This window comes from Lysobacter enzymogenes, from assembly GCF_017355525.1.
GTDB classification, from domain to species: Bacteria; Pseudomonadota; Gammaproteobacteria; order Xanthomonadales; family Xanthomonadaceae; genus Lysobacter; species Lysobacter enzymogenes_C.
Genome location: NZ_CP067395.1, coordinates 358,858 through 380,866, shown reverse-complemented (window position 1 = coordinate 380,866; position 22,009 = coordinate 358,858). Strand labels below are relative to the sequence as shown.

Sequence of the window (22,009 nt, the reverse complement as noted above, 5' to 3'; positions counted from 1 at the left end):
GGCCCGCGATGCGGACCGCTCGGGCGGCTTATGGCCCGCGCGGCGTGAGCAAGCGGGCGACGATCGCGTCGATCGCCGCGCGCACCGCCGCTTCGTCGTAGGCGCCGTCGCCGTCGCGGTCGCGCACCCAGGCCAGGTAGCGCGCGAACGACTGCGCCCTTTGCAGCGAGGTCAACGCCGCGTCCAGTTCGATATCGCGCAGGCCCGGCGGCAGGTTTTCATGCCCGTCGATCCAGCGATCGCACGCGACGACCAGCCACTCATCGATACCGTTTGCGGATTCGGCGAGCCGCGCCGGCAAATGCCAAGCCAACGCCTTGAGCAGCTCTCGCAGCGTAGCATCGTTCAAATAGAGATCGTTCGCTCCATAGCGGATCGCACTGTGCGTCATCGCTGCTCCGACCGGCCCTGCACGAGCCATCGTACCCGCCGGCGGCGGCGCAGCGCTTGCAGCGGACATTCATCCGGTTTGAACTTCGTCGGTTTAGGGTGGCGCTACCCACGCGCGAGATGCCGCCATGCCCCGTCCGATCTTCGCCTGTCTCGTTGCCGCAGCCCTCGCCTGCAGCGCGACCGCCGCCGCGGCGCAGACGCCGGCGGACGCCGCGCCGTCGGCCTCGTCCGAAACGCCGGCTTCGCCCGAAAGCGCGCGCTTCGACCACCTGCGCGGCTGCTGGATCCGCCGCGAAGAACCCGACGGCCGCGCCACCGCCCTGCTGCGGCTGTTGCCCGACCACGAGCGCCCGCAGTGGCTCGTCGGCCAGATCAGCCGCCCCGAAGGCGACGATCCGGACCGGCGCCTGCACCTGTGGTTTTCGCGCGACGGCCGCACTGCGGTGCTCGCCAGCCAGGCGCTCGACGATCCGATGCGCGCGCCGGCGGGCGGCAAGCCCGAACCCCAGATCCGTCCGCTGGCCAAAACCCATCCGCCCGGACGCGCGCCGGGTTCGACGCAGTCGCTGGTGCTGATGCCGCAGCCGCGGATCGAATTCGTGCGCGTGCCGACGGTGACCACGCCGGCTGCGGACTGGCCGGCCGATGCGCTCAGCGCCGACTACGTCGCCGGCGCCGCGGCCACCGGCACCCGCCGGCTGCGCGTGCAGGCCTCGCAGGAACGGCTGACGCTGACGCTGCTGGCCGGCAGCGGGCAGAAGCGCGATCTGGCCTTGTTCGACGGCCGCCGCGACGGTTGCGATTGAAGCGCACGGTGCGGCCGACCCGGCCGCACCGATTCGCGCGCAGCGCCGTCGCCCGGCGGCTCAACCGCGCCCGCGGCAGCGACGAACCGCAGCGCGGCGATCCGACGCCCCCCGCGCGCTCACCCGCCCGCCGCGGTCACCCGCCATACCGTATTGCCGACATCGTCGCTGACCAACAACGCCCCGCGCGCATCGATGCGCACGTCCACCGGCCGTCCTTGCGCCTGCTCGCGCGCGTCGAGGAAACCCGTCAACACATCGCGCGGCGCGCCGTCGGGCTTGCCGCCGGCGAACGGTACGAAGATCACCTTGTAGCCGCTCTTGGGCTTGCGGTTCCACGAGCCGTGCTGGCCGACGAACAAGCCCTGGGCGAACTGCGCCGGCAACTTCGCGCCCTGCGCGAAGGCGATGCCGAGCGATGCGGTGTGCGGGCCCAGCGCGTAATCCGGCGCCTTGGCCGTGGCCACCAGGTCCGGCCTTGGCGGCTGCACGCGCTCGTCGACGTGCTGGCCGTAATAGCTGTATGGCCAGCCGTAAAACGCGCCGTCTTCGACCGAGGTGATGTAGTCCGGGACCAGATCGCTGCCGATCTCGTCGCGTTCGTTGACCGCCGTCCACAGCTTGCCGGTCGCCGGTTCCCAGGCCAGGCCGTTGGGATTGCGCAGGCCGGTGGCGAACAGGCGCTTCTCGCCGCTGGCCGGATCCAATTGCCAGATCGCCGCGCGGCCTTCCTCGGCGTCCATGCCGTTTTCGCCGACGTTGCTGTTGGAGCCGACGGTGACGTAGAGCTTGCCGCCGCCGGCGTCGGCGATGAGGTTCTTGGTCCAGTGGTGGTTGATGCCGGCCGGCAGGTCGGTGACCTTCTCGCCCGCCGTGGCGATCGCGGTTTCGCCCGGGCGATACGCGAAGCGCCACACCGCGTCGGCGTTGGCGACGTACAGGCGGTCGCCGATCAGCGCCATGCCGAACGGCGAATGCAGGCCCTGCAGGAAGATCGTGCGGGTTTCGGCGACGCCGTCGCCGTCGGCGTCGCGCAGCAGGCTGATGCGGTCGGCGCTCGGCACCGCAGCGCCGGCCTTCTTCATGAAGCGCGCGGCGAACCAGGCCTTGATCCCGGACGGCTTGTGCTCGCTGCGCGGCGCGTTGCTCTCGGCCACCAGCACGTCGCCGTTGGGCAGCACGTACAGCCAGCGCGGATGGTCCAGGCCCTGGGCGAACGCGTTGACGCTCAGGCCCGGCGCAGGCGTGGGCTTGGCGCCGGCGGCCCAGCCGACCGCGGGCGCGACGTCGACGGTCGGAATGAAGGTTTGGTTGGGCTTCGGCAACTGCGGCGCCGGGCCGGTGCCGTCGGCGACCTGCAACGCGGCGCGCTCGCCGCAGGCGCCCAGCGCCAGGGCCAGCGCGGCCGGGGCGATCAGGGCGAAGGTCCCGGCAAATCGACGGTGCTGCGTCATCTCGGCTCCTCGCCCGTGCGGACCGGCGAGCATGCGGATTTGGCGATTAAGCGCGCGAGAAGAACCGCCGCCGCGGCGTTGCCGCGCGCGTAACGCCCAGGTCGCAGTCCGGCTGCGACTGGCGCCACACGCCGGCGCGTGCGCCCCGCCCGCGCCGCGCCTCGCGCTCTGTCTAGAATGCGGCGATGAAACTCTCCCTCGACGAACTGCTCGCCTTCGTCAGCGTGGTCGACAGCGGCTCGATCACCGCCGCGGCCGAAGCGCTCGGCCAGACCGTCTCCGGGGTCAGCCGCGCGTTGAGCCGGCTGGAGGAGAAGCTCGACACCACCCTGCTGCGCCGGACCACGCGCCGGCTCGAGCTGACCGAGGAAGGCGAGGCGATGCTGGCGCGGGCGCGGGTGATCCTGGCCAGCGTCGAGGACGCCGAGGAAGCGCTGGCGCTGCGCCGGCAGCAACCGGCCGGGCGGCTGCGGGTCAACGCGGCCTCGCCTTTCATGCTGCATGTGATCGTGCCCTTGGTCGGCGATTTCCGCCGCGCCTATCCGCAGATCGAACTCGAGCTCAACAGCAACGACCAGATCATCGACCTGCTCGAACAACGCACCGACGTCGCCATCCGCATCGGCCGGCTCACCGATTCGACCCTGCACGCGCGCCCGCTGCCGGGCAGCCGCCTGCGCGTGCTCGCCAGCCCCGCCTACCTGGCCGCGCGCGGCACCCCGCGCGAGGTCGCCGAGCTGGCCGGGCACAGCCTGCTCGGCTTCGCCCCGACCCAGGTGCTGAACCGCTGGCCTTTGCGCGACGCGCACGGCGACGAACTGGAGATCGCCGCCGGCCTGCACGCGTCCAGCGGCGAAACCCTGCGCCAGCTGGCGCTGGCCGGCGAAGGCATCGTCTGCCTGTCCGACTTCATGACCCGCCAGGACCGCCGCAGCGGCGCGCTGGTGCAGTTGTTCGCCGATACCACCGCGGACGTGCGCCAGCCGATCAACGCGGTCTACTACCGCAACACCCAGCTGGCTTCGCGGATCGCCTGTTTCCTGGATTTCGTCGCCGCGCGGCTGGCGCCGCAAGGCGGCGAAGCGGCGTGGGAATGAGACGGCGCGGCCGCAACGGCCGGCCGTTCGGGCCCTGCCCTCGAAGAATCGGGTCCGGGAAGAACAGGGCCCCTGAAGAAGCGGGCCTCGAGCATCGAGCCCGAAGACCGGGCCTGAGGGAAGGTGGCCCCGCACCGCGTAGCGCCGCGGTACGGGGCCGGAAGTGGCTCAACGGTCACGGTACCGCGTCGCCACAAGCTAAGGCGCCGTCACCTGGAGAAAATGCCGGCGCTTGGACTGGAGTCCAGTCTTAGCTAGTAACGCCGCCGGTACGCCGCCTCCCTACCTCCTTTGGTCTCATGCCACCGCTCAGTGCGCCTTGGCCTCGGCCTCGCTCTTGGCCACCGGCGTCAGCCGCAGGTCCTGGAAGTCGAAGCTGAAATCGGTCAGCGGCGAAATCGCCTCCATGCGCAGCTCGCGCACCTTGCCGTCGGGGGTCAGGGCGAAGTTGAGGAAGGCGTCGGCGTTGAGCCAGCGCTGGTCCCAGCGCACGATGAAGGTGTCGTGCTGCCAGTGGCTGAGTTCGCCGACCAGGTCCTTGGTGCGGCCGAAACGGACGCGCAGCTTGCCGCCGGCCTGTTCGATGAAGACCTCGCCGTACCACGGGTCGCGGTAGGTGCCGGCATAGCCCGACAGCGGCAGCGAGGGCTTGGACTTGGCGTCGCGCGCTTTGAGGTGTTTGGCCCAGTCGTCGTTCGCCTTGCCCTGGTTCTTGGCCAGCGCCGCGGCGTAGGCCGCGTTCCAATCGGTCTTGTTCGCGGCCAGGTACGCGTCCAGCGCGCGCATCGTCACCGCCTGGAACGCGCCGCCGAGTTCGGCGTTGGTCAGCACCACCACGCCGAGCTTGCGCGACGGCACCAGGGTCACCCGCGACACCATCCCCGGCCAGCCGCCGGTATGCCACACCAACTTCTCGCCGCGGTAGTCGGTGAGCTGCCAACCTTCGCCGTAGCCGGCGAAGTTGGGTTTGGCCGGCGCCAGTTCCGGCACCGACGGCTCGGCGATCGGCATCGGCGTCACCACCGACCACATCTCGCGCTGGCGCTTGGCGCTGAACAAGCGCAGTTCCTTGTCGCCCTCGCGCGCGTACACGCCGCCGTCGAGCTGCGCGCGCATCCACTTGCTCATGTCGTGCACCGACGAATACAGCCCGCCGGCGCCGGCCACGTTCGACCACGTCATCCGCGGCGCGACCTGCAAGTCCTTGAAATCGGCCTTGGCATGGCCGCTGGCGACCGCGTCGCCGGCGCGCAGCGCATCGGCGTTGTAGCGGGTCTCGTCCATGCCCAGCGGCTTGAAGATGCGCTGCGCGAGGAACTCGCGATAGCTCCGGCCGCTGGCCTTCTCGACCACCAGCTGGGCCACGCCGTAGAGGATGTTGTCGTAGGCGTACTGGCCGCGGAAGCTGCCGCTCAGCGGCACGTGGGCCAGGCGCCGGGCCACGTCCTCGTTGCTGTAGTCGGTGCCCGGCCAATACAGCAGGTCGCCCGCGCCGAGGCCGAGGCCGCTGCGGTGCGCGAGCAGGTCGCGCAGGCGCATCTCCTGGGTCACGTACGCATCGGACATGCGGAACCACGGCAGGTGGTCGACGACGCGGTCGTCCAGGCTCAGCTTGCCCTCGTCGGCCAGCATCGACAGCGACGCGGCGGTGAAGGCCTTGGTGTTGGAGGCGATCGCGAACAGGGTGTGGGCGTCGACCGGCTCGGGCTTGCCGAGCTCGCGCAGGCCGTAGCCGCGCTCGAGCACGACCTGGCCGTCCTTGACGATGGCCACGGCGATGCCGGGCACGTCGAACTGTTTGCGCACCGCGTCGACGTAGGCGTCGAAGTCCTGCAACTGCTCCGGCAGCGGCGCGGCGGCCTGCTCGACGGCGGGCGCGGCAGGCGCAGTGGCGGCGGGGGCCTGCTCGGCGGCGCCGGCGGCGGCGCTCATGCAGATCAGCAGTCCGGCGCCTTGCGCCTTCCAGTCGGTGGCTCGCATCGAGGGTTCCTGGCGGTTCTGGGAGCCCCGGACTGTGGGCCAAGCGGCGGCGCCGCGCCAGAGCCGGTTCTCCCTGCCGGCGATGCCGGCCGATCGGGCAAGACCGCGGCGCACCCGGCCGCGACGGCGCAGCGGGCATAATGCGCGCCCGCTCATCCGTCCCTCGCTTCGTGTCCGAACCGCGCACCGCCATGTCCCTGCCCGACACCCTCCCCGCCCTGGCCATCGTCGGCGGCGGCCCCGCCGGCCTGATGGCCGCGCAGGCCGCGCGCGCGCTCGGCGTGGAGGTCGACCTGTTCGACGCGATGGGCTCGGTCGGGCGCAAGTTCCTGATCGCCGGCAAGGGCGGGCTCAACCTCACCCACAGCGAGCCGCGCCCCGGCTTCGACGCGCGCTACGGCGAACGCGCCGCGGAAGTCGGACGCTGGCTCGACCGCTTCGACGCCGATGCGCTGCGCGACTGGGCGCGCGGTTTCGGCGTGGACACCTATGTCGGCAGCTCGGGCCGGGTGTTCCCGCTCGACCGCAAGGCCGCGCCTTTGCTGCGCGGCTGGGTGCGGCGGCTGCGCGAGGACGGCGTGCGCTTCCACGTCCAGCACCGCTGCATCGGCCTCGACGCCGACGGCGCGCTGCGTTTCGCCACGCCCGCCGGCGAAGCGCGCACCCGCGCGCGCGCCTGCGTGTTCGCGCTCGGCGGCGGCAGCTGGCCGGAGCTGGGTTCCGACGGCGCCTGGACCGATTGGCTGCGCGCGCGCGGCCTCGACATCGCCCCGCTGAAGCCCGCCAACTGCGGCTTCGACATCGGCTGGAGCGAGCACTTCGCCCAGCGCCACGCCGGCGCGCCGCTGAAGCCGGTGGTCGCGCATTGGCGCGAAGGCGAGGCCGAGCATTCGCTGCAAGGCGAATGCGTGGCCACCGCGACCGGCATCGAGGGCAGCCTGATCTACGCGCTGTCGGCGCGGCTGCGCGAACGCATCGCCGCGCACGGCGAAGCGCTGCTGCAACTCGACCTGGCGCCGGGCCGCGAGTTCGAACGCCTGCAGCGCGACTTCGCCCGTCCACGCGGCGGCCGCAGCGTCGGCGAGCACCTGCGCCGGCAGACCGGGCTGGATGCGGTCAAGGCCGCGCTGGTGTTCGAAACCCTGGGCAAGGACGGATTGAACGACGCCGCCGCGGTCGCGCGCACGATCAAGCGCCTGCCGCTGCGGCTGCTGCGCGCGCGCCCGATCGCCGAAGCGATCAGCAGCGCCGGCGGCGTGCGCCTGGAAGCGCTGGACGAATCCCTGCGCGCGCACGCGCTCGGCCCCGCGGTGTTCTGCGCCGGCGAAATGCTGGACTGGGAAGCGCCGACCGGCGGCTATCTGCTGACCGCGTGCTTCGCCAGCGGCCTGATCGCGGGCGAAGCGGCGGCGCGGGCGCTGTTGGAGAACGCCGCGGCTTGAGCCGTCGACGCGCGGCGGCGCGCGCGCTCATCGTCGCCGTCGTTTCAGCGAGCGCCAGAACGACGGAAGCGGACATCCGCCGCGCGCGCCGAAGCGTCGCGCCGGCCGCTTACGACGTCGCCTTCTCCGGCAACGCCTTGCCCATATAGAACATCGACGCGCACAGGCCGACGCCTTGCGCGCTCGCCGCCGGCAGGTCGCTGCCCTGCAGCGCGATCAGCTTGATCACGTCGCCGCTGCTCTCGCTGACCTTGGCCAGGGCGATGAAGCCGGTCGGATGGGTGCCGCAGAACGAATTGGCCGGGGTTTCCTTGGGCGGGGTCTGCTCGATCACCCGGCGCAATTCGATCGCCTGGCTGGCCTCGACCTGCATGGTCGCGCCATAGGTCTGGCCGGCGCTGTACTGGTCGCCGCCGCGCACGATCGCGACCCGCTCGGTCTTGTACAGCGAACCGTTCTCGCCCTTCATCTCCAGGTCGTCGATGGTGAGCTTGCCGGTGGTCGCCTGCGCGACCGGGTTGCCCGGGTCGAAGGTGCCCAGCGCGACCGGCGTCAGCATCGGCGGCGAGGCGCGCGAGACCGGCTCGGCGTCCGGGTCCGGCACGGCCTTCGGCGGCGCCGGCGCGGCGGCGGTGGTTTCCTGCGGGGCGGCGGTGTTGACCGGCGCGGCCTGGCCGCACGCGGTCAGCGCCAGGACGGCGCTCGCGAGCAGGCACACAGCGGGGAACAGGCGTCGGTTCATCGGTAATCCTCGTAAACAATTCCAGGCCGGCGGCGGCGGGCGGCGCGCGGCGTCCATGCGCGACGGCCGGGCGCGGCGCGGGGCCGGTCCGTCGCGAACGCGCAGCCTAACCGCAGCCCGCATTTGCACGGGTTAACGATTTGTAATGAATGGCAAAAAAGGGCAATCAGGCGGCGGCGTCGCGCAAAGGCCGCAACTGCGGGTCCAGCGCCACGCGTTCGTCGAACACGAAGCAGCCGCCGTCGTAGTGGCGGCCGCCGACGCGTTCGAAGTAGCCGAGGATGCCGCCGTCGAGCTGGAGCAGGTTGTCCATGCCGTCCGCGCGCAGCCAAAGCGCGGCTTTTTCGCAGCGGATGCCGCCGGTGCAGAAGCTGACCACGGTCGCGTCGCGCAGCGCTTCGCGGTGCGGCGCGAGCGCTTCGGGCAGCTCGGTGAAGTTGTCGATCGGCAGGGTCAGCGCGTCGTCGAAACTGCCGTAGCCGATCTCCTCGCGGTTGCGCGTATCCAGCAAAACCACGCGCTTGCCGGCGTCGTCGTGGCCCTGGTCGAGCCAGCGCGCCAATGTGTCGGGCGTCACAGTGGGTGCGCGGCCGTGCAGCGGCGAGCTGCCGTCGCGGCGGAACGCGATGATCTCGCGCTTCACCTTGACCTTGAGCCGGGCGAACGGCTGAACGCGGCTGCGGCTGTACTTGACGGCGAGGCCGGCCAGGCGCGGATCGGCGCGCAGGCCGTCGAGCAGGGTTTCGATCGATTCGGCCGCGCCGGCGAGGAACAGGTTGACGCCTTCCGGCGCGACCAGCGCGGTGCCGCGCAGTTGCAGGGTTTCGGCCTGCTCGCGCAGGCGCGCGGCCAACTGCGGCGGGTCGTCGATGACGGCGAAATGGTAAGCGGCGATGTTGACGACCATGGCGCCATTGTAGCGCCCCGCCGCCGCGGCGATCCCACACCCTGACATGCCCCGGCTGGGCCGAAGCTGAACGCAACGAGAACCTTCCACGAGGACGCCGGTCGGAAGTTTTGCGTGGCCGACAAGCCGACCGAACAGCGGCGGACCGCGCAGACGCCGGGCAAGGGCCCGCGCGTCGACCCGACATCTGCGCCACAAGGAGGCGTTTGCATGAAGATCCAGCTCAACACCGACCACCATGTCCGCGGCGACGAATCGCTGGGCCAGCACGTGGAAGGCGTGATCGACCAGAACCTGAAGCGTTTCAGCAGCCACATCACCCGCGTCGAAGTGCACCTGCGCGACCTCAACGGCGAGAAGGCCGGCGGCCACGACAAGCACTGCACGATCGAGGCGCGGGTCGAAGGCCGGCCGCCGGTGGCGGCGACCGAGGACGCGGCGACGATGCGCGCGGCGATCAGCGGCGCGGCGCGCAAGCTGCAACGGGTGCTGGACAGTTCGCTGGGACGATTGTCGGCTTGAGCCAAGCGGGCGGCGCTTGCGGCGTCGCCCTTCCCCGCCGCGGCGACGCCGCGGCCCGTTTCGAATCATCAGGAGCGCATCGAATCATCGCGACCGCATCCGCGCGGCGTTGCGACGCCGCCCTTCTCCCCGCAACGGCGATCCGGAGGCGCCTGTTCCATCGATAAGCGACGCGCGAGCGTCATCCGTTCGACGGCAGCGGCGGCCGAAGGCCGCCGTCCTTCCCCACCGCCACGGCGGCCGCACGCAGCGGCCGCCGTTTTCGTTTGTGCGCCAGCCGTTTTCGTCGGCCCAGGTTTTTGTCGAAAGCGATTCAGTCCGAGGCCTTTCGCTCCCCTCTCCCGCTTGCGGGGTGAGGGGCTGCGCTTGCGAGCCATTGGCTCGCGCAGCACCGAACGCCCGAGCGCTATGCGTTCGGGCCGGGGTGGGGTCGGGGGTGAGGGCCGGAACGCGGCGATCCCGCACGCCCTCACCCTGACCCTCTCCCGCAAGCGGGAGAGGGAACAGCGGCGACGCGGTTGTGGCGACGCGTTCAAACGCGGTTCCGCTCGGCCGGAACTTCATGCGAGCGCCGACAGAAAAGCGTCGGAGCTGACGCCCCTCCCACAACAGCCTGCCTAACTGAAAGCGGGAGCCGCTCAGCGCTTGGTCGTCACCGCGCGCCGCAGGTTGTTGCGCGCCGCGGCGTCGTAGCGCTGATGGAAGAAATCGCTGAGGAAGATCCGTTCGCGCTTGAGCAGCGCCTTGAGGAAGCGCCGCCGGTTGAGCCGGAACAGCGGACCGGGCACGTGGCCGCGGTACTCCGAGGCGATGCCGCGGTCGTAGGCGTCGAACACCGTCGGTTCGGCGCCGAGGATGGCCATGTCGCCGTCGAGGAACAACCGCACCTGCTCGGCGACGTCGTCGCGGGCGATGGCGCCGTGGCGCGCGGTCAGTTCGATCAGTTCGGCGACATGGTCGGCGTCGATCCCGGCGTCCGCCAGCCAGCGCGCGATGTGCTCGCGCGCGAGCTGGGCCGAACGCGCTTCGTTGTCGCGACGGCCGGCCTGGTAGATCGCGTCGTGGTACAGCACCGCCAGCGCGACCTCGCGCGGGCGCTCCCAGCCGGGGCCGGCGGCGACGTCGGCGTAGTGGCGCAGCACTTCGGCGACGTGGCCGATGTTGTGGTAAGCGCGCGGCGGCTCGGCGTAGGCGGCGTGCAGCGCGGCGATTTGTTCGTCGGGCAGCCGCAGCGGCAGCAGGTCGAGCGCGGCGGCGCCGAGGCGGTCCTTGGCGGCGCTGGCGAAGGCGGGCGTGGCGGAATCGGACATTGCGGCGTGTCGCGGGGGGACTGCGCGCATCTTGGCATTTTCGCGCCGCGACGGCGCGTGTGGGCATTTTCGCGCCGCCGCGGCGCGGCCGCAGCCGGGCGACGCCGTCGGACCGCCGCACAAAAAACGGCGGGCGCCCGCAGGCGCCCGCCGTCGTCGCTCACTTCGCTTCGATCAGTACTTCTTCTCGACGTTGATCATGAAGCTGTTGTCGTCGTCGTTGCCGCTGCCGAACAGGCCGCGGTACTCCAGCCGCAGCGCCCAGTCGCGCTCGGTCTGCAGCACCGCGCCGAGGCCGAACACGAAGCGGTTGCGGTCCAGGCCCTGCAGGCGCGCGCGGTAGAACGGGCCGCCGACCATGTCGGCGTAGCTCATGATCGCGTAGCTCGCATCCTGGAAGTCGTGCTGGTATTCCAACCGCAGCTGCGGCGAGAACGTGCCCCAACGCACCGGGTAACGCCAATCCACGCGCAGGCCGAGGCTGGTGGTGGTGGTGTCGATGTCCTGGTCGCGGTACTTCAGCACGTACTGCGCGTCGCCGGTCTCGGTGTAGCCGTCCAGGGTGGCGCGGGCCACGTCCAGGCGCGCGTACGGGGTGATCCGCACCTGCTCGCGCTGGTACTCCAGGCCGGTCGACACCGAGGCGAACCACTGGTTGCCGTCGCGACGGCCGTTGACCATGCCGCCGGTGTCGGTGACGTAGCGGCGCGAGTCGAACGACAGCCACTGGTAACCGAGCAGGCCGTCCAGGTAGAAGCTCTCGCCCGGATGGTAGCTGGCGTACAACACCGCGCTGTAGCTCTCGCCCTTGCTGCGGCTGCCGCGGTTGCCCACGTCGGTGTCGTCGCGGCCGTAGCCGATGCCGCCGCCGAAGGCGAAGTCGCGGCGCGCGCGGTAGTCGGCGCCCAGGCTGATGCCGCTGGTCTTGAAGTCGAGCCCGCCGGAGCCGCCGCCGCGACCGTCGCGGTTGCCGCTCTCGATGGTGCCGCCGGTCCAGAAGCCGTACTGCGGACCGGTGCCCGGCACGCCCGGCTTGCCGTCCACGCCGGCCTGCTCGTCGCCGAGGTCGGCGTTGCGGCAATCGCTGCCGGCGGTGCGGCGCGCGCCTTCGCGGCAACGCGGGTCGACCGAGAAGCTCAGCCCGTTGTCGAAGCGCGAGCCGCTGGTGCCGCCGTCGTGCAGCCCTTCCATGCGCTTTTGGAAGTTGCCGATCTGGGCGTTGGCGAAGCGGCGCGCGGCCTCGGCCTGGGCGTTGAGGATGCCCAGCACTTCGGCGTCCTTGGACGGATCGCTGCGCGGCGCGACGTCGATCTCGACCGTCGCCGGCGCCGAGGTCGCGTACGCGTTGCTCAGGGTGAAGGTCGCCACGGTCAGGCCGGAGTAACCGATCACCGGGGTGTAGCTGAGCTTGTAGCTGCCGCCCGAGGCGACGACCGTGGCCGTGCCCGAGCTGGCCGGGTTCAACGAGACCAGGGCCGCGCCGGTGAACGGACCGCCGCGCGCGTCCTGGGTCAGATCGACCGTGACCGTGGCGCCGGCGATGGTGCGCACGCGCTTGGGCGTGGCCACCGGCACCGGGTTGACGGTGATGGTCGAGGTGATCGGCGCCGACGCACCGAACGGGTTGTTGAGGGTGTAGGTCAGCGCGATCGCGCCGGCGGTGTCGGCCGCGGGCGTGTAGACGATCTGGGTCGTGCCCTGCACCACCGCGGTGCCCGAGCTCGGCGGCGTCAGCAGGGTCACGCCGGTGAACGGCGCGCCGCTGGCGCCGGCGGCGGCGTCGATGGTGACCGCCTGGGTCGACAGCGTGGTCACGTTCTGCGGCTGGCCGACCGGGACCGGCAGCGCGTTGACCGTCACCGTCACCGTGGCCGGCGCGGAGGTGCCGCCCGGACCGGTCGCGGTGTAGGTGAAGCTGTCGGTGCCGAAGTAGTTGCTGGCCGGGGTGTAGACCACCGTGGTGCCGCTCGGCGTCGCGGTGCCGTGGGTCGGCGCCGAGGCCACCGCGACCGAGGTGATGATGCCGGTGTCGTTGGCGATCACGTTGATGGTGACGGCCTGGTTCGACGGGGTGCTGGCGCTGTCGTCGACCGCGACCGGCACCGCGTCGGCGATGGCGACGGTGTAGTTGACGGTGGTGTTGTAGCCGGCATCGTCGGTGGAGCGGATCGCGAAGCTGTAGTTGCCCGCGGTGGTCGGCGTGCCGCTGATCGCGCCGGCCGAACTCAGGGCGATGCCGGTCGGCAGCGAGCCGGACGCCAGCGCATAGGTGTACGGCGCGATGCCGCCGCTGCTGCTCAGGCTCTGGCTGTAGGCCGTGCCGACGACGCCGCCCGGCAGGGTCGCCGGCGAGATCGTCACCGTCGCCGGGGCGATGGTGAAGGTGTAGACCTTCGACGCGGTCTGGCCGTTGGCGTCGGTCGCCTGCACGGTCAGGCTGAAGTTGCCGTCGCTGCGCGGAGTGCCCGAGAGCACGCCGGCCGAGCTCATGCTCATCCCGACCGGCAAGGCGCCGGCGGTCAGCGAGAACGTGTACGGCGCGACGCCGCCGGTGGCGCTGAAGCTCTGGTTGTACGGCGCCGCCGCGGTGCCGTTCGGAATCGACGCCGGGTCGATGGCGATGGTCGGCACCGCGACCACGATGGTGTAGCTCTGGTCGATGCGGAACGGCGCGCCGGTGCCGGTGCTCGAATCGGTCGCGCGCACGGTGACGTTGTAGTTGCCCGGCACCGTCGGCGTGCCGCTGAGCACGCCGGCCGAGGTCAGGCTCACCCCGACCGGCAGCGAGCCGGCGGCCAGGCTGAAGCTGTACGGCGCGGTGCCGCCGCTGGCGGCGAAGTTGATGCTGCTGGCGACGCCGTAGTTCATCGGCAGGTTGCCCGGCGCCGGCGTCATCGACAAGGTCGGCGCGCCGATGACGAACGCGAACACCTGGCCGACGGTGAACGGCCCGTGGCCGGTACCCGAATCGCGCGCGCTGACGGTGGCGTTGAACGTGCCCGACGCGGTCGGCGTGCCCGACACGGTCATGCTGTCGCTGCCGGTGGCGGTCACGCTGAGGCCCGCAGGCAGGCCGGCGGCGTTGAAGTTGCCGTACGGCGCGGCGCCGCCGGACCAGGTGAAGGTCTGGGTGTACGCCGTGCCGACCTGACCGGTCAGCGGTCCCGAGGCCGAGATGGTGATGACCGGGTCGGCGACGTTGACCGTCACCGTCGCGGGCGCCGAAGTCCCGGCGACGTTGGTCGCTGTGTAGGTGAAGCTGTCCGGACCGGAGAAGCCCGCGGTCGGCTGGTAGGTGATCGACGTGCCGCTGGCGATCGCGGTGCCGTGCGCCGGCGCCGCAGCGACCGCGACCGAGGCCGCGATGCCGCCGGTGATGTTCAGCGTCACCGGCGTGGCCGCGGCGTTGTAGCCGACGTTGGCCGTGACCGCATTGGCCACCGGCACGATGTCGTCGACCTTCAGCGTGTAGCTCTGCGGCGCGGAGCTGTACGGACCGGTGCCGCCGCTGGAGTCGGTGGCGACGACTGTGAAGTTGAACGTGCCCGGCGCGTTCGGCGTGCCGCTGAGGACGCCGCTGGCGCTCAGCACGACGCTGGCCGGCAGGCTGCCGCCGGTGACCGCATAGGTGTACGGCGCGGTGCCGCCGCTGGCCGGATTGAGCGTGGCGTTATAGAGCGAGGCCACCGTCGCGTTGGCCAGCGTGGTCGCCGGCAGCACGATGGTCGAGGCGCCGATGTTCAGCGAATACGCCTGCGAGGACGTGTAAGGCCCGCTGCCGGTGCTGGAGTCGGTGACCGTGACGGTGAAGTTGAAGGTGCCGCCCGCGGTCGGCGTGCCGCTGACGACGCCGCCGCTGCTCAGGGTCAGCCCGGCCGGCAGCGAGCCGGCGGTGACCGCGAAGCTGTAGGCGGGGGTGCCGCCGCTGGCGGTGAGCGTCTGGCTGTACGGCTGGGCGACGCCGCCGTTCGGCAGCGTGGCCGGCGCGATCGCGAGGGTCGGCGTCGCCACGGTGAAGATGTACGGGCGGTTGCCGGTCTGGCCGTTGGCGTCGGTCGCGATGACCATGAAGTTGAAGGTGCCGCCGGCGGTCGGCGTGCCGCTGAGGGTGCCGCTGCTGGACATGGTCAGACCGGGCGGCGCGCTGCCGGCCGGAATCGCGAAGGTGTACGGCCCGATGCCGCCGCTGGCGGTGGCGGTGGCGCTGTACGCGACGCCGACCTGGGCGGCCGCGAAGCTGGTCGGCGACACCACGATGGTCGGCGCCTGCACCTGCATCACATAGTTCTGGGTGCGCGCGAACGGCGCGCCGGCGCCGGTGGAGCTGTCGCGTGCGCGCACCGAGAAGGTGTACAGGCCGGTCACGGTCGGCGTACCGGCGAGCACGCCGGTGGCCGCATCCAGGCTCAGCCCGGCCGGCAAGGCGCCGGCGCTGACGGTGTAGTTGTACGGCGCGGTGCCGCCGCCGGCGACGTAGGTCTGGCTGAAGGCCGCGCCGTAGGTCGCGGTCAGCGTGCCCGCCGCGGGCGTCAGCGTCAGGGTCGGCGCCGACACGCTCAGGGTGAAGGCCTGGCCGACGGTGAACGGCCCGTTGCCGGTGCTCGCGTCGGTGGCGCTGGCGTTGAGCGAGAACGAACCGGCCGCGCTCGGCGTGCCCGACACCGTCGCCGTGTTGGCGGTGGTCGCGGTGACGCTGAGGCCGGCCGGCAGGCCGGTCACCTGGAAGCCGGTGAACGGCTGGGCGCCGCCGTTCCAGGTGAAGGTCTGGGTGTAGGCCACGCCGATCTGCGCGGTGAACGGACCCGACGCGGTCACGGTGATGGTCGGGTTGCCGACCGTGATCGTCACCGTCGCCGGGGCCGAGGTGCCGGCGCCGTTGGTCGCGGTGTAGGTGAAGCTGTCGGGGCCGGCATAGCCCGGGGTCGGCTGATAGGTGATGGTCAGGCCCGAGGCGATCGCGGTGCCGTGCGCCGGCGCGGTTCCGATCGCGACCGAGGTCGGCACGCCGCCGGTGATGTTCAGCGTGACCGGGTTGGCGCCGCTGTTGTAGGCGACCGTCGCCGAGACCGGATTGGCCACCGGCGGGATGTTGATCACCTGCAGCGCATAGCCGCGCGGCGCCGAGTTGTACGGTCCGGTGCCGGTGCTGCTGTCGGTCGCGGTGACCGCGAAGTTGAAGGTGCCCGAGGCGCTCGGCGTACCGCTCAGCGCGCCGGTGGCGGCGTTGAGGGTAATGCCCGGCGGCAAGGCGCCGGCGGTGACCGCGTAGGTGTACGGCGCGGTGCCGCCGCTGGCCGGATTGAGCGTCGCGTTGTAGGCCACGCCCTGGGTCGCGTTGGCCAGGGCGGTCGCCGGCATGACCACCGTCGGCGGCGAGATCAACAGCGCATAGGCACGCGAGCCGGTGTGCGGCGCGCCGGTGCCGGTGCTGCTGCCGGTCGCGGTGACGGTGAAGTTGAAGGTGCCGCCCGCGGTCGGCGTGCCGGCCAGGACGCCGGTGGTCGCGTTGAGGGTCAGCCCGGCCGGCAGCGCGCCGGCGGTGACGGCGAAGCTGTAGGGAGCGATGCCGCCGGTGGCGCTGACGGTCTGGTTGTAGGCCACCGCGACCGCGCCGTTGGGCAAGGTGGCCGGAGCGACCACGATGACCGGCGGCGCCACCACCAGGGTGTAGGCGCGGGTGCCCGGGAAATTGTTCGCGTCGGTCGCGCGCACGGTGAAGTTGAACGTGCCGGCCGCAGTCGGCGTGCCGGTCAGCGCGCCGGTGGTGGTGTTGAGGGTCAGCCCGGCCGGCAGCGCGCCGGCGGAAATGGCGAAGGTGTACGGCGCGGTGCCGCCGGTGGCGGTGAAGGTCTGGCTGTAGGCGGCGCCGACGGTGGCGCCGGGGATGGTGGCCGGATTGACCACGATCGTCGGCGGCTCGAGCACGGTGCCGGTGAAGGTCCGGGTGCGGAACGCCACCGCCGGCACGCCCGGTCCGGGCGTGCTGCTGTCGGTGGACTTGATCGTGAACGTGTACGGCCCCGACGCGGTCGGGGTGCCGACGATGGCGCCGCCGCTCAGGCTCAGGCCGGCCGGCAGCGATCCGGTTTCGATCGCGTAGTTGTACGGGGCGTAGCCGCCGCTGCCGACCAGGGCGATGTTGTAGCTGGCGGTGCGGTACAGCGTCGGCAGGGCCGCGGGGGTGAAGTCGTGCTGGGTGTTGGGGATCGCGATGGTGTACGACTTGACCGTGGTCAGCGGCGTCGGCGCGGTCGAATCGGTGACGCTGATCTGGATCGGGAAGTTGCCGCGCTGCTGGACCGTGCCGGAGAAGGTCCCGGACGCGAAGCTAAGGCCCGTGGGCAACGAACCGGCGCTCAGCACATAGGTGTACGGCGCGACGCCGCCGGTGGCGCTCATCGACTGGCTGTAGGCCACGCCGAGCTGCGGCGTGATCGACGCCGGATTGACCGTGATCGGGCTGGTCGCGGGCGAGATGGTCACGTTGACCGTGACCTCGCCGCCGACGCCGTCGCCGAAGGTGAACAGATCGGTCAGGGCCGAGTCGCCGTTATGGGTGTAGGTGACCTTGTCGGTGCTCTGGTTGACCGTCACGTTGCCGTGCTGCGGCGGGGTCATCAGGGTGCCGATGCCGAAGCCGCCCGGCGGCGGGCCGCCGTCGCACAGGTCGGCGTCCAGGACCGCGGTGCCGCCGTTGGCGACCGCCAGGGTCTTGACCGGGCACAGCACCGACGGCGCCGCGAACGCGGCGGCCGACCACAGCCCTGCCACAACGATAAGGATCGCCGCCAGACCGCGCCGCCAGGTCCTGGCTGCGGTCGAGTGCCCCCAGTGCGAGACGTGCGAAACGCCCGCAAACTGCGCCGACTGCTGTTGCATGTTGTTCATCCCCTGACGCCCGGCGCTGCGCGCTTCATGCGCGGATCCGCCGGGGTTGTGCCCGTGAGCGATCTGGTTTCAGTGCGCCGACTGCCCCTGGCGCATCCCTTTCATTGACCTGATACGCAAAACGGACGCGGAAGCGGCCGCATCCGGCACCGCTTCGCGTTAAGCAAGGTCATGGCGCTCATGCGCCATACCCGGACCCGGCCGGACCGGCCCGTTCCGCCGTGCGCGGACGGGGCGTGCGGCCGAGGCTTCGGGAACGCAGTCCCGGGCGCGCACGGCGCCCGGAAAACACTCTGGGGGAAGAGATGACAGAAGTATTCTTGGGGCAGATCAACACCTTCGGCTTCAATTTCGCGCCGAAGTATTTCGCCATGTGCAATGGCCAGACCCTGCCGATCGCGCAGAACCAGGCGCTGTTCTCGTTGCTGGGCACCATGTACGGCGGCAACGGCACCACCAATTTCGTGCTGCCCGACCTGCGCAGCCGCACGCCGGTGGGGGCCGGCAACTCGACCGACCCGGGCTGGAACCCCACGCCCTACACCCAGGGCGAGATCGGCGGCGTCGAGAACGTGACCCTGCTGGTCACCCAGATGCCGAACCACAACCACACCCTGGGCTGCAATTCCGGTGCGGCCACCAGCCGCAATCCGACCGGGCTGCTGTTCGGCACCACCGACAAAGAGATGTACTCCACCACCGGCGGGGCCCAGGTCGTGCTCAGCCCGGCCACCATCGGCACCGCCGGCAGCACCCAGGCCCACACCAACGTGCAGCCTTACCTGGCGATCAACTTCTGCATCGCCCTGAGCGGCATCTATCCCTCGCGCAACTGACTCGCGAACGAGCCTGCGGCCGCGCCGCGGCCACTCCTATCCGCTTTACGACATTCCTGGAGCAACTCTCATGAGCGAGCCATACCTGGGCGAGATCCGCCTGTTCGGGTTCAACCGCGTCCCTACCGGCTGGTACGCCTGCAAAGGGCAACTGGTCTCCATCGCCGAAAACGACGCGCTGTTCAACCTGATCGGCACCATCTACGGCGGCGACGGCATCAGCACCTTCGCCATGCCCGACCTGCAAGGCCGCGTGCCGATCCACCAGGGCACCGGCCTGGGCCTGAGCACCTACGTCATCGGCCAGCGCGCCGGCAGCGAAAGCGTCACCCTGATCGGCCAGCAGATGCCGCAGCACACTCACACCATGGTCGCGACCACGCTGACCGCCAGCCAGAAAACCCCGGCGGCGACGCTGGAGATGGGCGCGCTCAACGGCGACGTGCTGTACGTCACCGACACCACCGGCGCGACGGCCTTCGCCTGCAGCCCCTTGTCGGTCAGCACGGTCGGCGGCAATCAGGCGCACGAGAACCAGATGCCGACCCTGACCGTGCAGTACTGCATCGCCGCCTACGGCATCTACCCGTCGCAGGGCTGACTTTCCGCATTCCCTGGCCCGCGCCGGCGACAACGCTGCGACGGGCCGCAGATCGAGGATCTACCCATGACCGAACCTTTCATCGCCCAAATCCAGGTATTCGGCTTCAACTTCGCGCCGCGCGGCTGGGCCGCGTGCAACGGCGCCACGATGGCGATCCAGCAGAACACCGCGCTGTTCTCGCTGCTCGGCACCCAGTACGGCGGCAACGGCCAGACCACTTTCCAGTTGCCGAACTTCGTCAACCGCGCCGCCACCAACCAGGGCAACGGGCCCGGGCTGACGCCGCACAGCGCCGGCGAGCCGTTCGGCGTCAATTCGGTCACGCTGAACCTCAACCAGATGCCGGCGCACTCGCATTCGTTGAACGTCTACAACCAGCCCACCGACACCAAGAAGGCGGCCTCGCCGTCCAACAACAATTCGCTGGGCTCGCCGAGCATGAACGCGTTCGTGGCCTCCAACGCCGCCAACGCGCCGTTGGCCCCGACCGTGCTGCAACCGATGGGCGGCGGCCAGCCGCACGAGAACCGCCAGCCCTATCTGGCGATGAACTTCTGCATCGCGTTGCAAGGCGTGTTCCCGGCGTTCGGATGAACATGCACGCCGCGATTCCGCAGCCGCCCGCGCTGGCGTTCCCGCCGCCGCGCGCCGGCCACCTGGACCTTCCCGCGCTCCTGGAGGGGCGCGGGATCGGTTTGCGCCACGCGGTCGACGCCGACATCGGCTGGCTGCGCGCGCTGTACCGGCAACTGCGCGCGCACGAGTTCGCGCCGATGGGCTGGCCGCCGCAAGCGCTGGCGGCGTTCCTCGACCAGCAGTTCGCGATGCAGCACCTGCACTACGTGCGCCATTACGAACGCGCCGATTTCCTGGTGGTGGAACGCGACGGCGTCCCGGCCGGCCGCATCTACCTGCAGCGCAACGCGCCCGAGCACCTGTTGATCGACATCACCCTGGACGCGGCGATGCGCGGCGACGGCCTCGGCGGCGCGCTGATCCGCTGGGCCCAGGACGAGGCCCACGCGCGCGGACGCGGCATGCGCCTGCACGTGGAGCACGGCAACCACGGCGCGCGCCGTCTGTACGAGCGGCTGGGATTCGCCGTGGCCGAAACCCTGCCGACGCACGCGTTGATGCGCTGGGAAGCGGATTTGCGTTGAATTCCCGCCGCGACGCGGCGGGATGCAGCGCGCCAGCGCAGGCCGATGACACAGGCTGCGCGCTGCGCGGCGGCGCGAAGGCGGCGCACGGCCGCCGCGCCGGCTTCAGTTGAACACGGCCTGGTACAGGAAGCCCTCGCGCTCGCGCGCGACCGGGACCAGGAAGATGCCGACCTCGCCGATCGAGGCGTGGCGCATCAGATAGATCTGCTGCGGAAACAGGAACGAGGAGCCGTTGCGGAACAGCAGCGAGAACGGCGCGCGCGCCGCCATCGGCTGCGGGCTGGTGCCCAGCGCGCGCGCTTCGACCAGCACGAACGGCACTTCGCCGTCGTTGATCTGGGCGGCGTAGGTTTCGTTCACGTGCGGAGCGAAATGGTCGAGCGTCAGCAAATCCATCGATGCGGGCCTCCCCGAAAGCCGAGGCCGCATCCTCTCCGCGACGGCGCGCGGATGCAAGCCCCGGATGCGAGGGCGCTCGCTTCGGCCGACCGGCGGCGTTGCGGATTCGCCGACATTTGCCGGCGTTTGCCGGATTCGAAACTGCGACAGCGAGCGCGGAGGACGGAGCCGAAACGTCGGCCGTCAAGTCGGGGCCGAACATCGGCGCCGAAGCGCGGGCCGCGCGATCGAGCTCTCGCATCGCGCCCGGCCATCGAGTTCGAGCGCCGGGCGGAAACATCGCGGCGCAAGCGGCCGCAGCGCGACAGCGCGGGCGCTACGCCACGGCGCGCCGCGCGATCCATCGCCCGGCCCCGGCCGCCACGCCGCGCCCAGTGCGGCGCGGCGGCCGGAGCCGACGATGACGCGGGCGTCCCTGCCCGCCCTGCTTCCTCACTGACGAGGATTCTTGTGTGCGCGACGCCGCGGGTTCGGCGCCGGCATCGCGTTCGCCGCGCGCGCGTCGCCGCGCGCCTGCTCGATTCGGCTCGATTCGGCTCGATTCGGCTCGATTCGGCTCGATTCGGCTCGCGCCGGCCGCGACGGCGCAGATCGATGCGTCTGCGCACGCCGCGGCCGGCCGATACCAGGGACTGCCGCCGTCGCCGCGCCCGGCGACGACTGCGCACGCGCCCGGCCCGGCCGTCACCACGACGAGACGGCCGGCGGAGCGTCCGCGCCAGCGCGCAAGGCGCGCCGCGACGGCGGCAGCGGCTCGCGCGCCTTGCGCCGGGAGCCGTCCCCTACCCCGCACCCGCGGGGTACCCGCTGGCGCCGCCGCATTGCACGGCGGCGCCGAAAACCCCTGAACCTGCGCGCGGCGCTTACAAGGCCGCCGCAGCCGTCGCCGGCAGCGCGCGCGCGCGGATCGCGGTCACCGCGACCACCGCCTCGGCGCTTTCGCCGCCTGCCTGCACCCGATAGGTGTAGGTGTCGACGCCGGCGAAACCCGGATCGGGCCGGTAGGTCGCGCGGTCGCGTTCGATCGTGACCCGGCCGTGGCGCGGCGCCTGGGCCAGGCTGTAGCGCAGCGGCGCGCCGTTGCCGACTTCGCCGCGCAACACGATGGTCGAATCGCGGCCGTCGACGCTGTGGGTCACCACGTCGCCCGCGCGCAGCGGTTCGAAACGGCGCAGCCGCGCCAGTTCGCGCGCGATCGGCGCCAAGGCCGGATCGCGTTCGCGCAGCGCCAGCGCGCGCTGGAAACGCGCGCGGTCGGCGTCGCGGTCGTCCGCGTCGGTTCGCGCCTGCTGCGACGCGGCCGAGACAACCTGGCTGAGGGACAGACCGATCAGCCCGTCGTTCGATTGCGGGGCACCGATCGCGCCCGCTCCCAGCGCGATCAGCGCAAGGCTCAACGCGAGGGGCCCCTGGATACTCTTGTACGGCATGCCAATTCCTTCTGGTTGGATGGGGCGCGAAGATGG

At 71.3% G+C, this 22,009-nt stretch carries 17 protein-coding genes; 8 read left to right on the top strand and 9 right to left on the bottom strand.

From position 1 onward, the window contains the following. Positions 1-28: 28 nt before the first annotated feature. The gene (locus JHW38_RS01895) at positions 29-391 is read right to left on the bottom strand and encodes a hypothetical protein (RefSeq protein WP_207524352.1); all 363 of its coding nucleotides are present in this window, start codon (positions 389-391) and stop codon (positions 29-31) included. A gap of 127 nt (positions 392-518) precedes the next feature. On the opposite strand from JHW38_RS01895, the gene JHW38_RS01890 reads away from it, so the two are divergent. After that, complete coding sequence (locus JHW38_RS01890) at positions 519-1,199, top strand: hypothetical protein (RefSeq protein ID WP_207524351.1); 681 nt, start codon at positions 519-521, stop codon at positions 1,197-1,199. A gap of 119 nt (positions 1,200-1,318) precedes the next feature. Here JHW38_RS01890 and JHW38_RS01885 read toward each other — a convergent pair whose 3' ends face one another. Continuing rightward, the gene (locus tag JHW38_RS01885; protein ID WP_207524350.1) at positions 1,319-2,653 is read right to left on the bottom strand and encodes a PQQ-dependent sugar dehydrogenase; all 1,335 of its coding nucleotides are present in this window, start codon (positions 2,651-2,653) and stop codon (positions 1,319-1,321) included. A gap of 185 nt (positions 2,654-2,838) precedes the next feature. Here JHW38_RS01885 and JHW38_RS01880 point away from each other — a divergent pair, with 185 nt between their 5' ends. Then, the gene (locus tag JHW38_RS01880) at positions 2,839-3,750 is read left to right on the top strand and encodes a LysR family transcriptional regulator (RefSeq protein ID WP_207524349.1); all 912 of its coding nucleotides are present in this window, start codon (positions 2,839-2,841) and stop codon (positions 3,748-3,750) included. A 309-nt stretch (positions 3,751-4,059) separates the two neighbouring features. On the opposite strand, the gene JHW38_RS01875 is transcribed toward JHW38_RS01880, so the two are convergent. After that, on the bottom strand, positions 4,060-5,682 hold the full coding sequence (locus tag JHW38_RS01875; protein WP_428995338.1) for a serine hydrolase: 1,623 nt from the start codon (positions 5,680-5,682) through the stop codon (positions 4,060-4,062). Positions 5,683-5,921: 239 nt separating this feature from the next. On the opposite strand from JHW38_RS01875, the gene JHW38_RS01870 reads away from it, so the two are divergent. Continuing rightward, positions 5,922-7,172, top strand: coding sequence for a TIGR03862 family flavoprotein (locus JHW38_RS01870; RefSeq protein WP_207524347.1), 1,251 nt, complete (start codon positions 5,922-5,924; stop codon positions 7,170-7,172). Positions 7,173-7,281: 109 nt separating this feature from the next. Here JHW38_RS01870 and JHW38_RS01865 read toward each other — a convergent pair whose 3' ends face one another. Then, a complete protein-coding gene (locus tag JHW38_RS01865; RefSeq protein WP_207524346.1) occupies positions 7,282-7,914 on the bottom strand; it encodes a hypothetical protein in 633 nt (210 codons plus the stop codon). A 166-nt stretch (positions 7,915-8,080) separates the two neighbouring features. Continuing rightward, on the bottom strand, positions 8,081-8,821 hold the full coding sequence (locus JHW38_RS01860; RefSeq protein ID WP_207524345.1) for a sulfurtransferase: 741 nt from the start codon (positions 8,819-8,821) through the stop codon (positions 8,081-8,083). 210 nt (positions 8,822-9,031) lie between these two features. On the opposite strand from JHW38_RS01860, the gene JHW38_RS01855 reads away from it, so the two are divergent. Continuing rightward, positions 9,032-9,343, top strand: a complete 312-nt coding sequence (locus JHW38_RS01855; protein ID WP_207524344.1) for an HPF/RaiA family ribosome-associated protein — start codon at positions 9,032-9,034, stop codon at positions 9,341-9,343. A 638-nt stretch (positions 9,344-9,981) separates the two neighbouring features. Here JHW38_RS01855 and JHW38_RS01850 read toward each other — a convergent pair. Both JHW38_RS01850 and JHW38_RS01845 read right to left on the bottom strand, forming a co-directional pair. Continuing rightward, a complete protein-coding gene (locus tag JHW38_RS01850; RefSeq protein ID WP_242691140.1) occupies positions 9,982-10,653 on the bottom strand; it encodes an HD domain-containing protein in 672 nt (223 codons plus the stop codon). A 174-nt stretch (positions 10,654-10,827) separates the two neighbouring features. After that, entirely contained in the window at positions 10,828-17,424 is a 6,597-nt protein-coding gene (locus tag JHW38_RS01845; protein ID WP_207524343.1) for a putative Ig domain-containing protein, read from the bottom strand. 422 nt (positions 17,425-17,846) lie between these two features. Between JHW38_RS01845 and JHW38_RS01840 the strand changes: the two genes are divergently transcribed. The 4 genes from JHW38_RS01840 to JHW38_RS01825 all read left to right on the top strand — a co-directional run bounded on the left by JHW38_RS01840 (position 17,847) and on the right by JHW38_RS01825 (position 20,141). Then, the gene (locus JHW38_RS01840) at positions 17,847-18,377 is read left to right on the top strand and encodes a phage tail protein (RefSeq protein WP_207524342.1); all 531 of its coding nucleotides are present in this window, start codon (positions 17,847-17,849) and stop codon (positions 18,375-18,377) included. 70 nt (positions 18,378-18,447) lie between these two features. Continuing rightward, positions 18,448-18,978, top strand: coding sequence for a phage tail protein (locus tag JHW38_RS01835; RefSeq protein ID WP_207524341.1), 531 nt, complete (start codon positions 18,448-18,450; stop codon positions 18,976-18,978). A 66-nt stretch (positions 18,979-19,044) separates the two neighbouring features. Further along, on the top strand, positions 19,045-19,575 hold the full coding sequence (locus JHW38_RS01830) for a phage tail protein (protein WP_207524340.1): 531 nt from the start codon (positions 19,045-19,047) through the stop codon (positions 19,573-19,575). Beyond that, on the top strand, positions 19,572-20,141 hold the full coding sequence (locus tag JHW38_RS01825) for a GNAT family N-acetyltransferase (protein ID WP_242691138.1): 570 nt from the start codon (positions 19,572-19,574) through the stop codon (positions 20,139-20,141). The genes JHW38_RS01830 and JHW38_RS01825 overlap by 4 nt, the downstream gene beginning before the upstream one ends. A 105-nt stretch (positions 20,142-20,246) precedes the next feature. Here JHW38_RS01825 and JHW38_RS01820 read toward each other — a convergent pair whose 3' ends face one another. Next, positions 20,247-20,540: a DUF6916 family protein gene (locus tag JHW38_RS01820; RefSeq protein ID WP_207524339.1), complete on the bottom strand. Its 294-nt coding sequence runs from the start codon at positions 20,538-20,540 to the stop codon at positions 20,247-20,249. Between the two features lie 866 nt (positions 20,541-21,406). Continuing rightward, positions 21,407-21,973 (bottom strand): Ig-like domain-containing protein, encoded by a 567-nt coding sequence (locus tag JHW38_RS01815; protein WP_207524338.1) that lies wholly within the window; start codon positions 21,971-21,973, stop codon positions 21,407-21,409. Positions 21,974-22,009 lie beyond the last annotated feature (36 nt).

Bases quoted from the DNA above. Each gene is read 5' to 3' on its own strand.
- JHW38_RS01865 (WP_207524346.1), bottom strand. From the start codon at position 7,914: ATGAACCGACGCCTGTTCCCCGCTGTGTGCCTGCTCGCGAGCGCCGTC.
- JHW38_RS01890 (WP_207524351.1), top strand. From the start codon at position 519: ATGCCCCGTCCGATCTTCGCCTGTCTCGTTGCCGCAGCCCTCGCCTGC.
- JHW38_RS01855 (WP_207524344.1), top strand. From the start codon at position 9,032: ATGAAGATCCAGCTCAACACCGACCACCATGTCCGCGGCGACGAATCG.
- JHW38_RS01895 (WP_207524352.1), bottom strand. From the start codon at position 391: ATGACGCACAGTGCGATCCGCTATGGAGCGAACGATCTCTATTTGAAC.
- JHW38_RS01850 (WP_242691140.1), bottom strand. From the start codon at position 10,653: ATGTCCGATTCCGCCACGCCCGCCTTCGCCAGCGCCGCCAAGGACCGC.
- JHW38_RS01880 (WP_207524349.1), top strand. From the start codon at position 2,839: ATGAAACTCTCCCTCGACGAACTGCTCGCCTTCGTCAGCGTGGTCGAC.
- JHW38_RS01885 (WP_207524350.1), bottom strand. From the start codon at position 2,653: ATGACGCAGCACCGTCGATTTGCCGGGACCTTCGCCCTGATCGCCCCG.
- JHW38_RS01875 (WP_428995338.1), bottom strand. From the start codon at position 5,682: ATGAGCGCCGCCGCCGGCGCCGCCGAGCAGGCCCCCGCCGCCACTGCG.
- JHW38_RS01825 (WP_242691138.1), top strand. From the start codon at position 19,572: ATGAACATGCACGCCGCGATTCCGCAGCCGCCCGCGCTGGCGTTCCCG.
- JHW38_RS01815 (WP_207524338.1), bottom strand. From the start codon at position 21,973: ATGCCGTACAAGAGTATCCAGGGGCCCCTCGCGTTGAGCCTTGCGCTG.
- JHW38_RS01820 (WP_207524339.1), bottom strand. From the start codon at position 20,540: ATGGATTTGCTGACGCTCGACCATTTCGCTCCGCACGTGAACGAAACC.
- JHW38_RS01860 (WP_207524345.1), bottom strand. From the start codon at position 8,821: ATGGTCGTCAACATCGCCGCTTACCATTTCGCCGTCATCGACGACCCG.
- JHW38_RS01830 (WP_207524340.1), top strand. From the start codon at position 19,045: ATGACCGAACCTTTCATCGCCCAAATCCAGGTATTCGGCTTCAACTTC.
- JHW38_RS01840 (WP_207524342.1), top strand. From the start codon at position 17,847: ATGACAGAAGTATTCTTGGGGCAGATCAACACCTTCGGCTTCAATTTC.
- JHW38_RS01835 (WP_207524341.1), top strand. From the start codon at position 18,448: ATGAGCGAGCCATACCTGGGCGAGATCCGCCTGTTCGGGTTCAACCGC.
- JHW38_RS01870 (WP_207524347.1), top strand. From the start codon at position 5,922: ATGTCCCTGCCCGACACCCTCCCCGCCCTGGCCATCGTCGGCGGCGGC.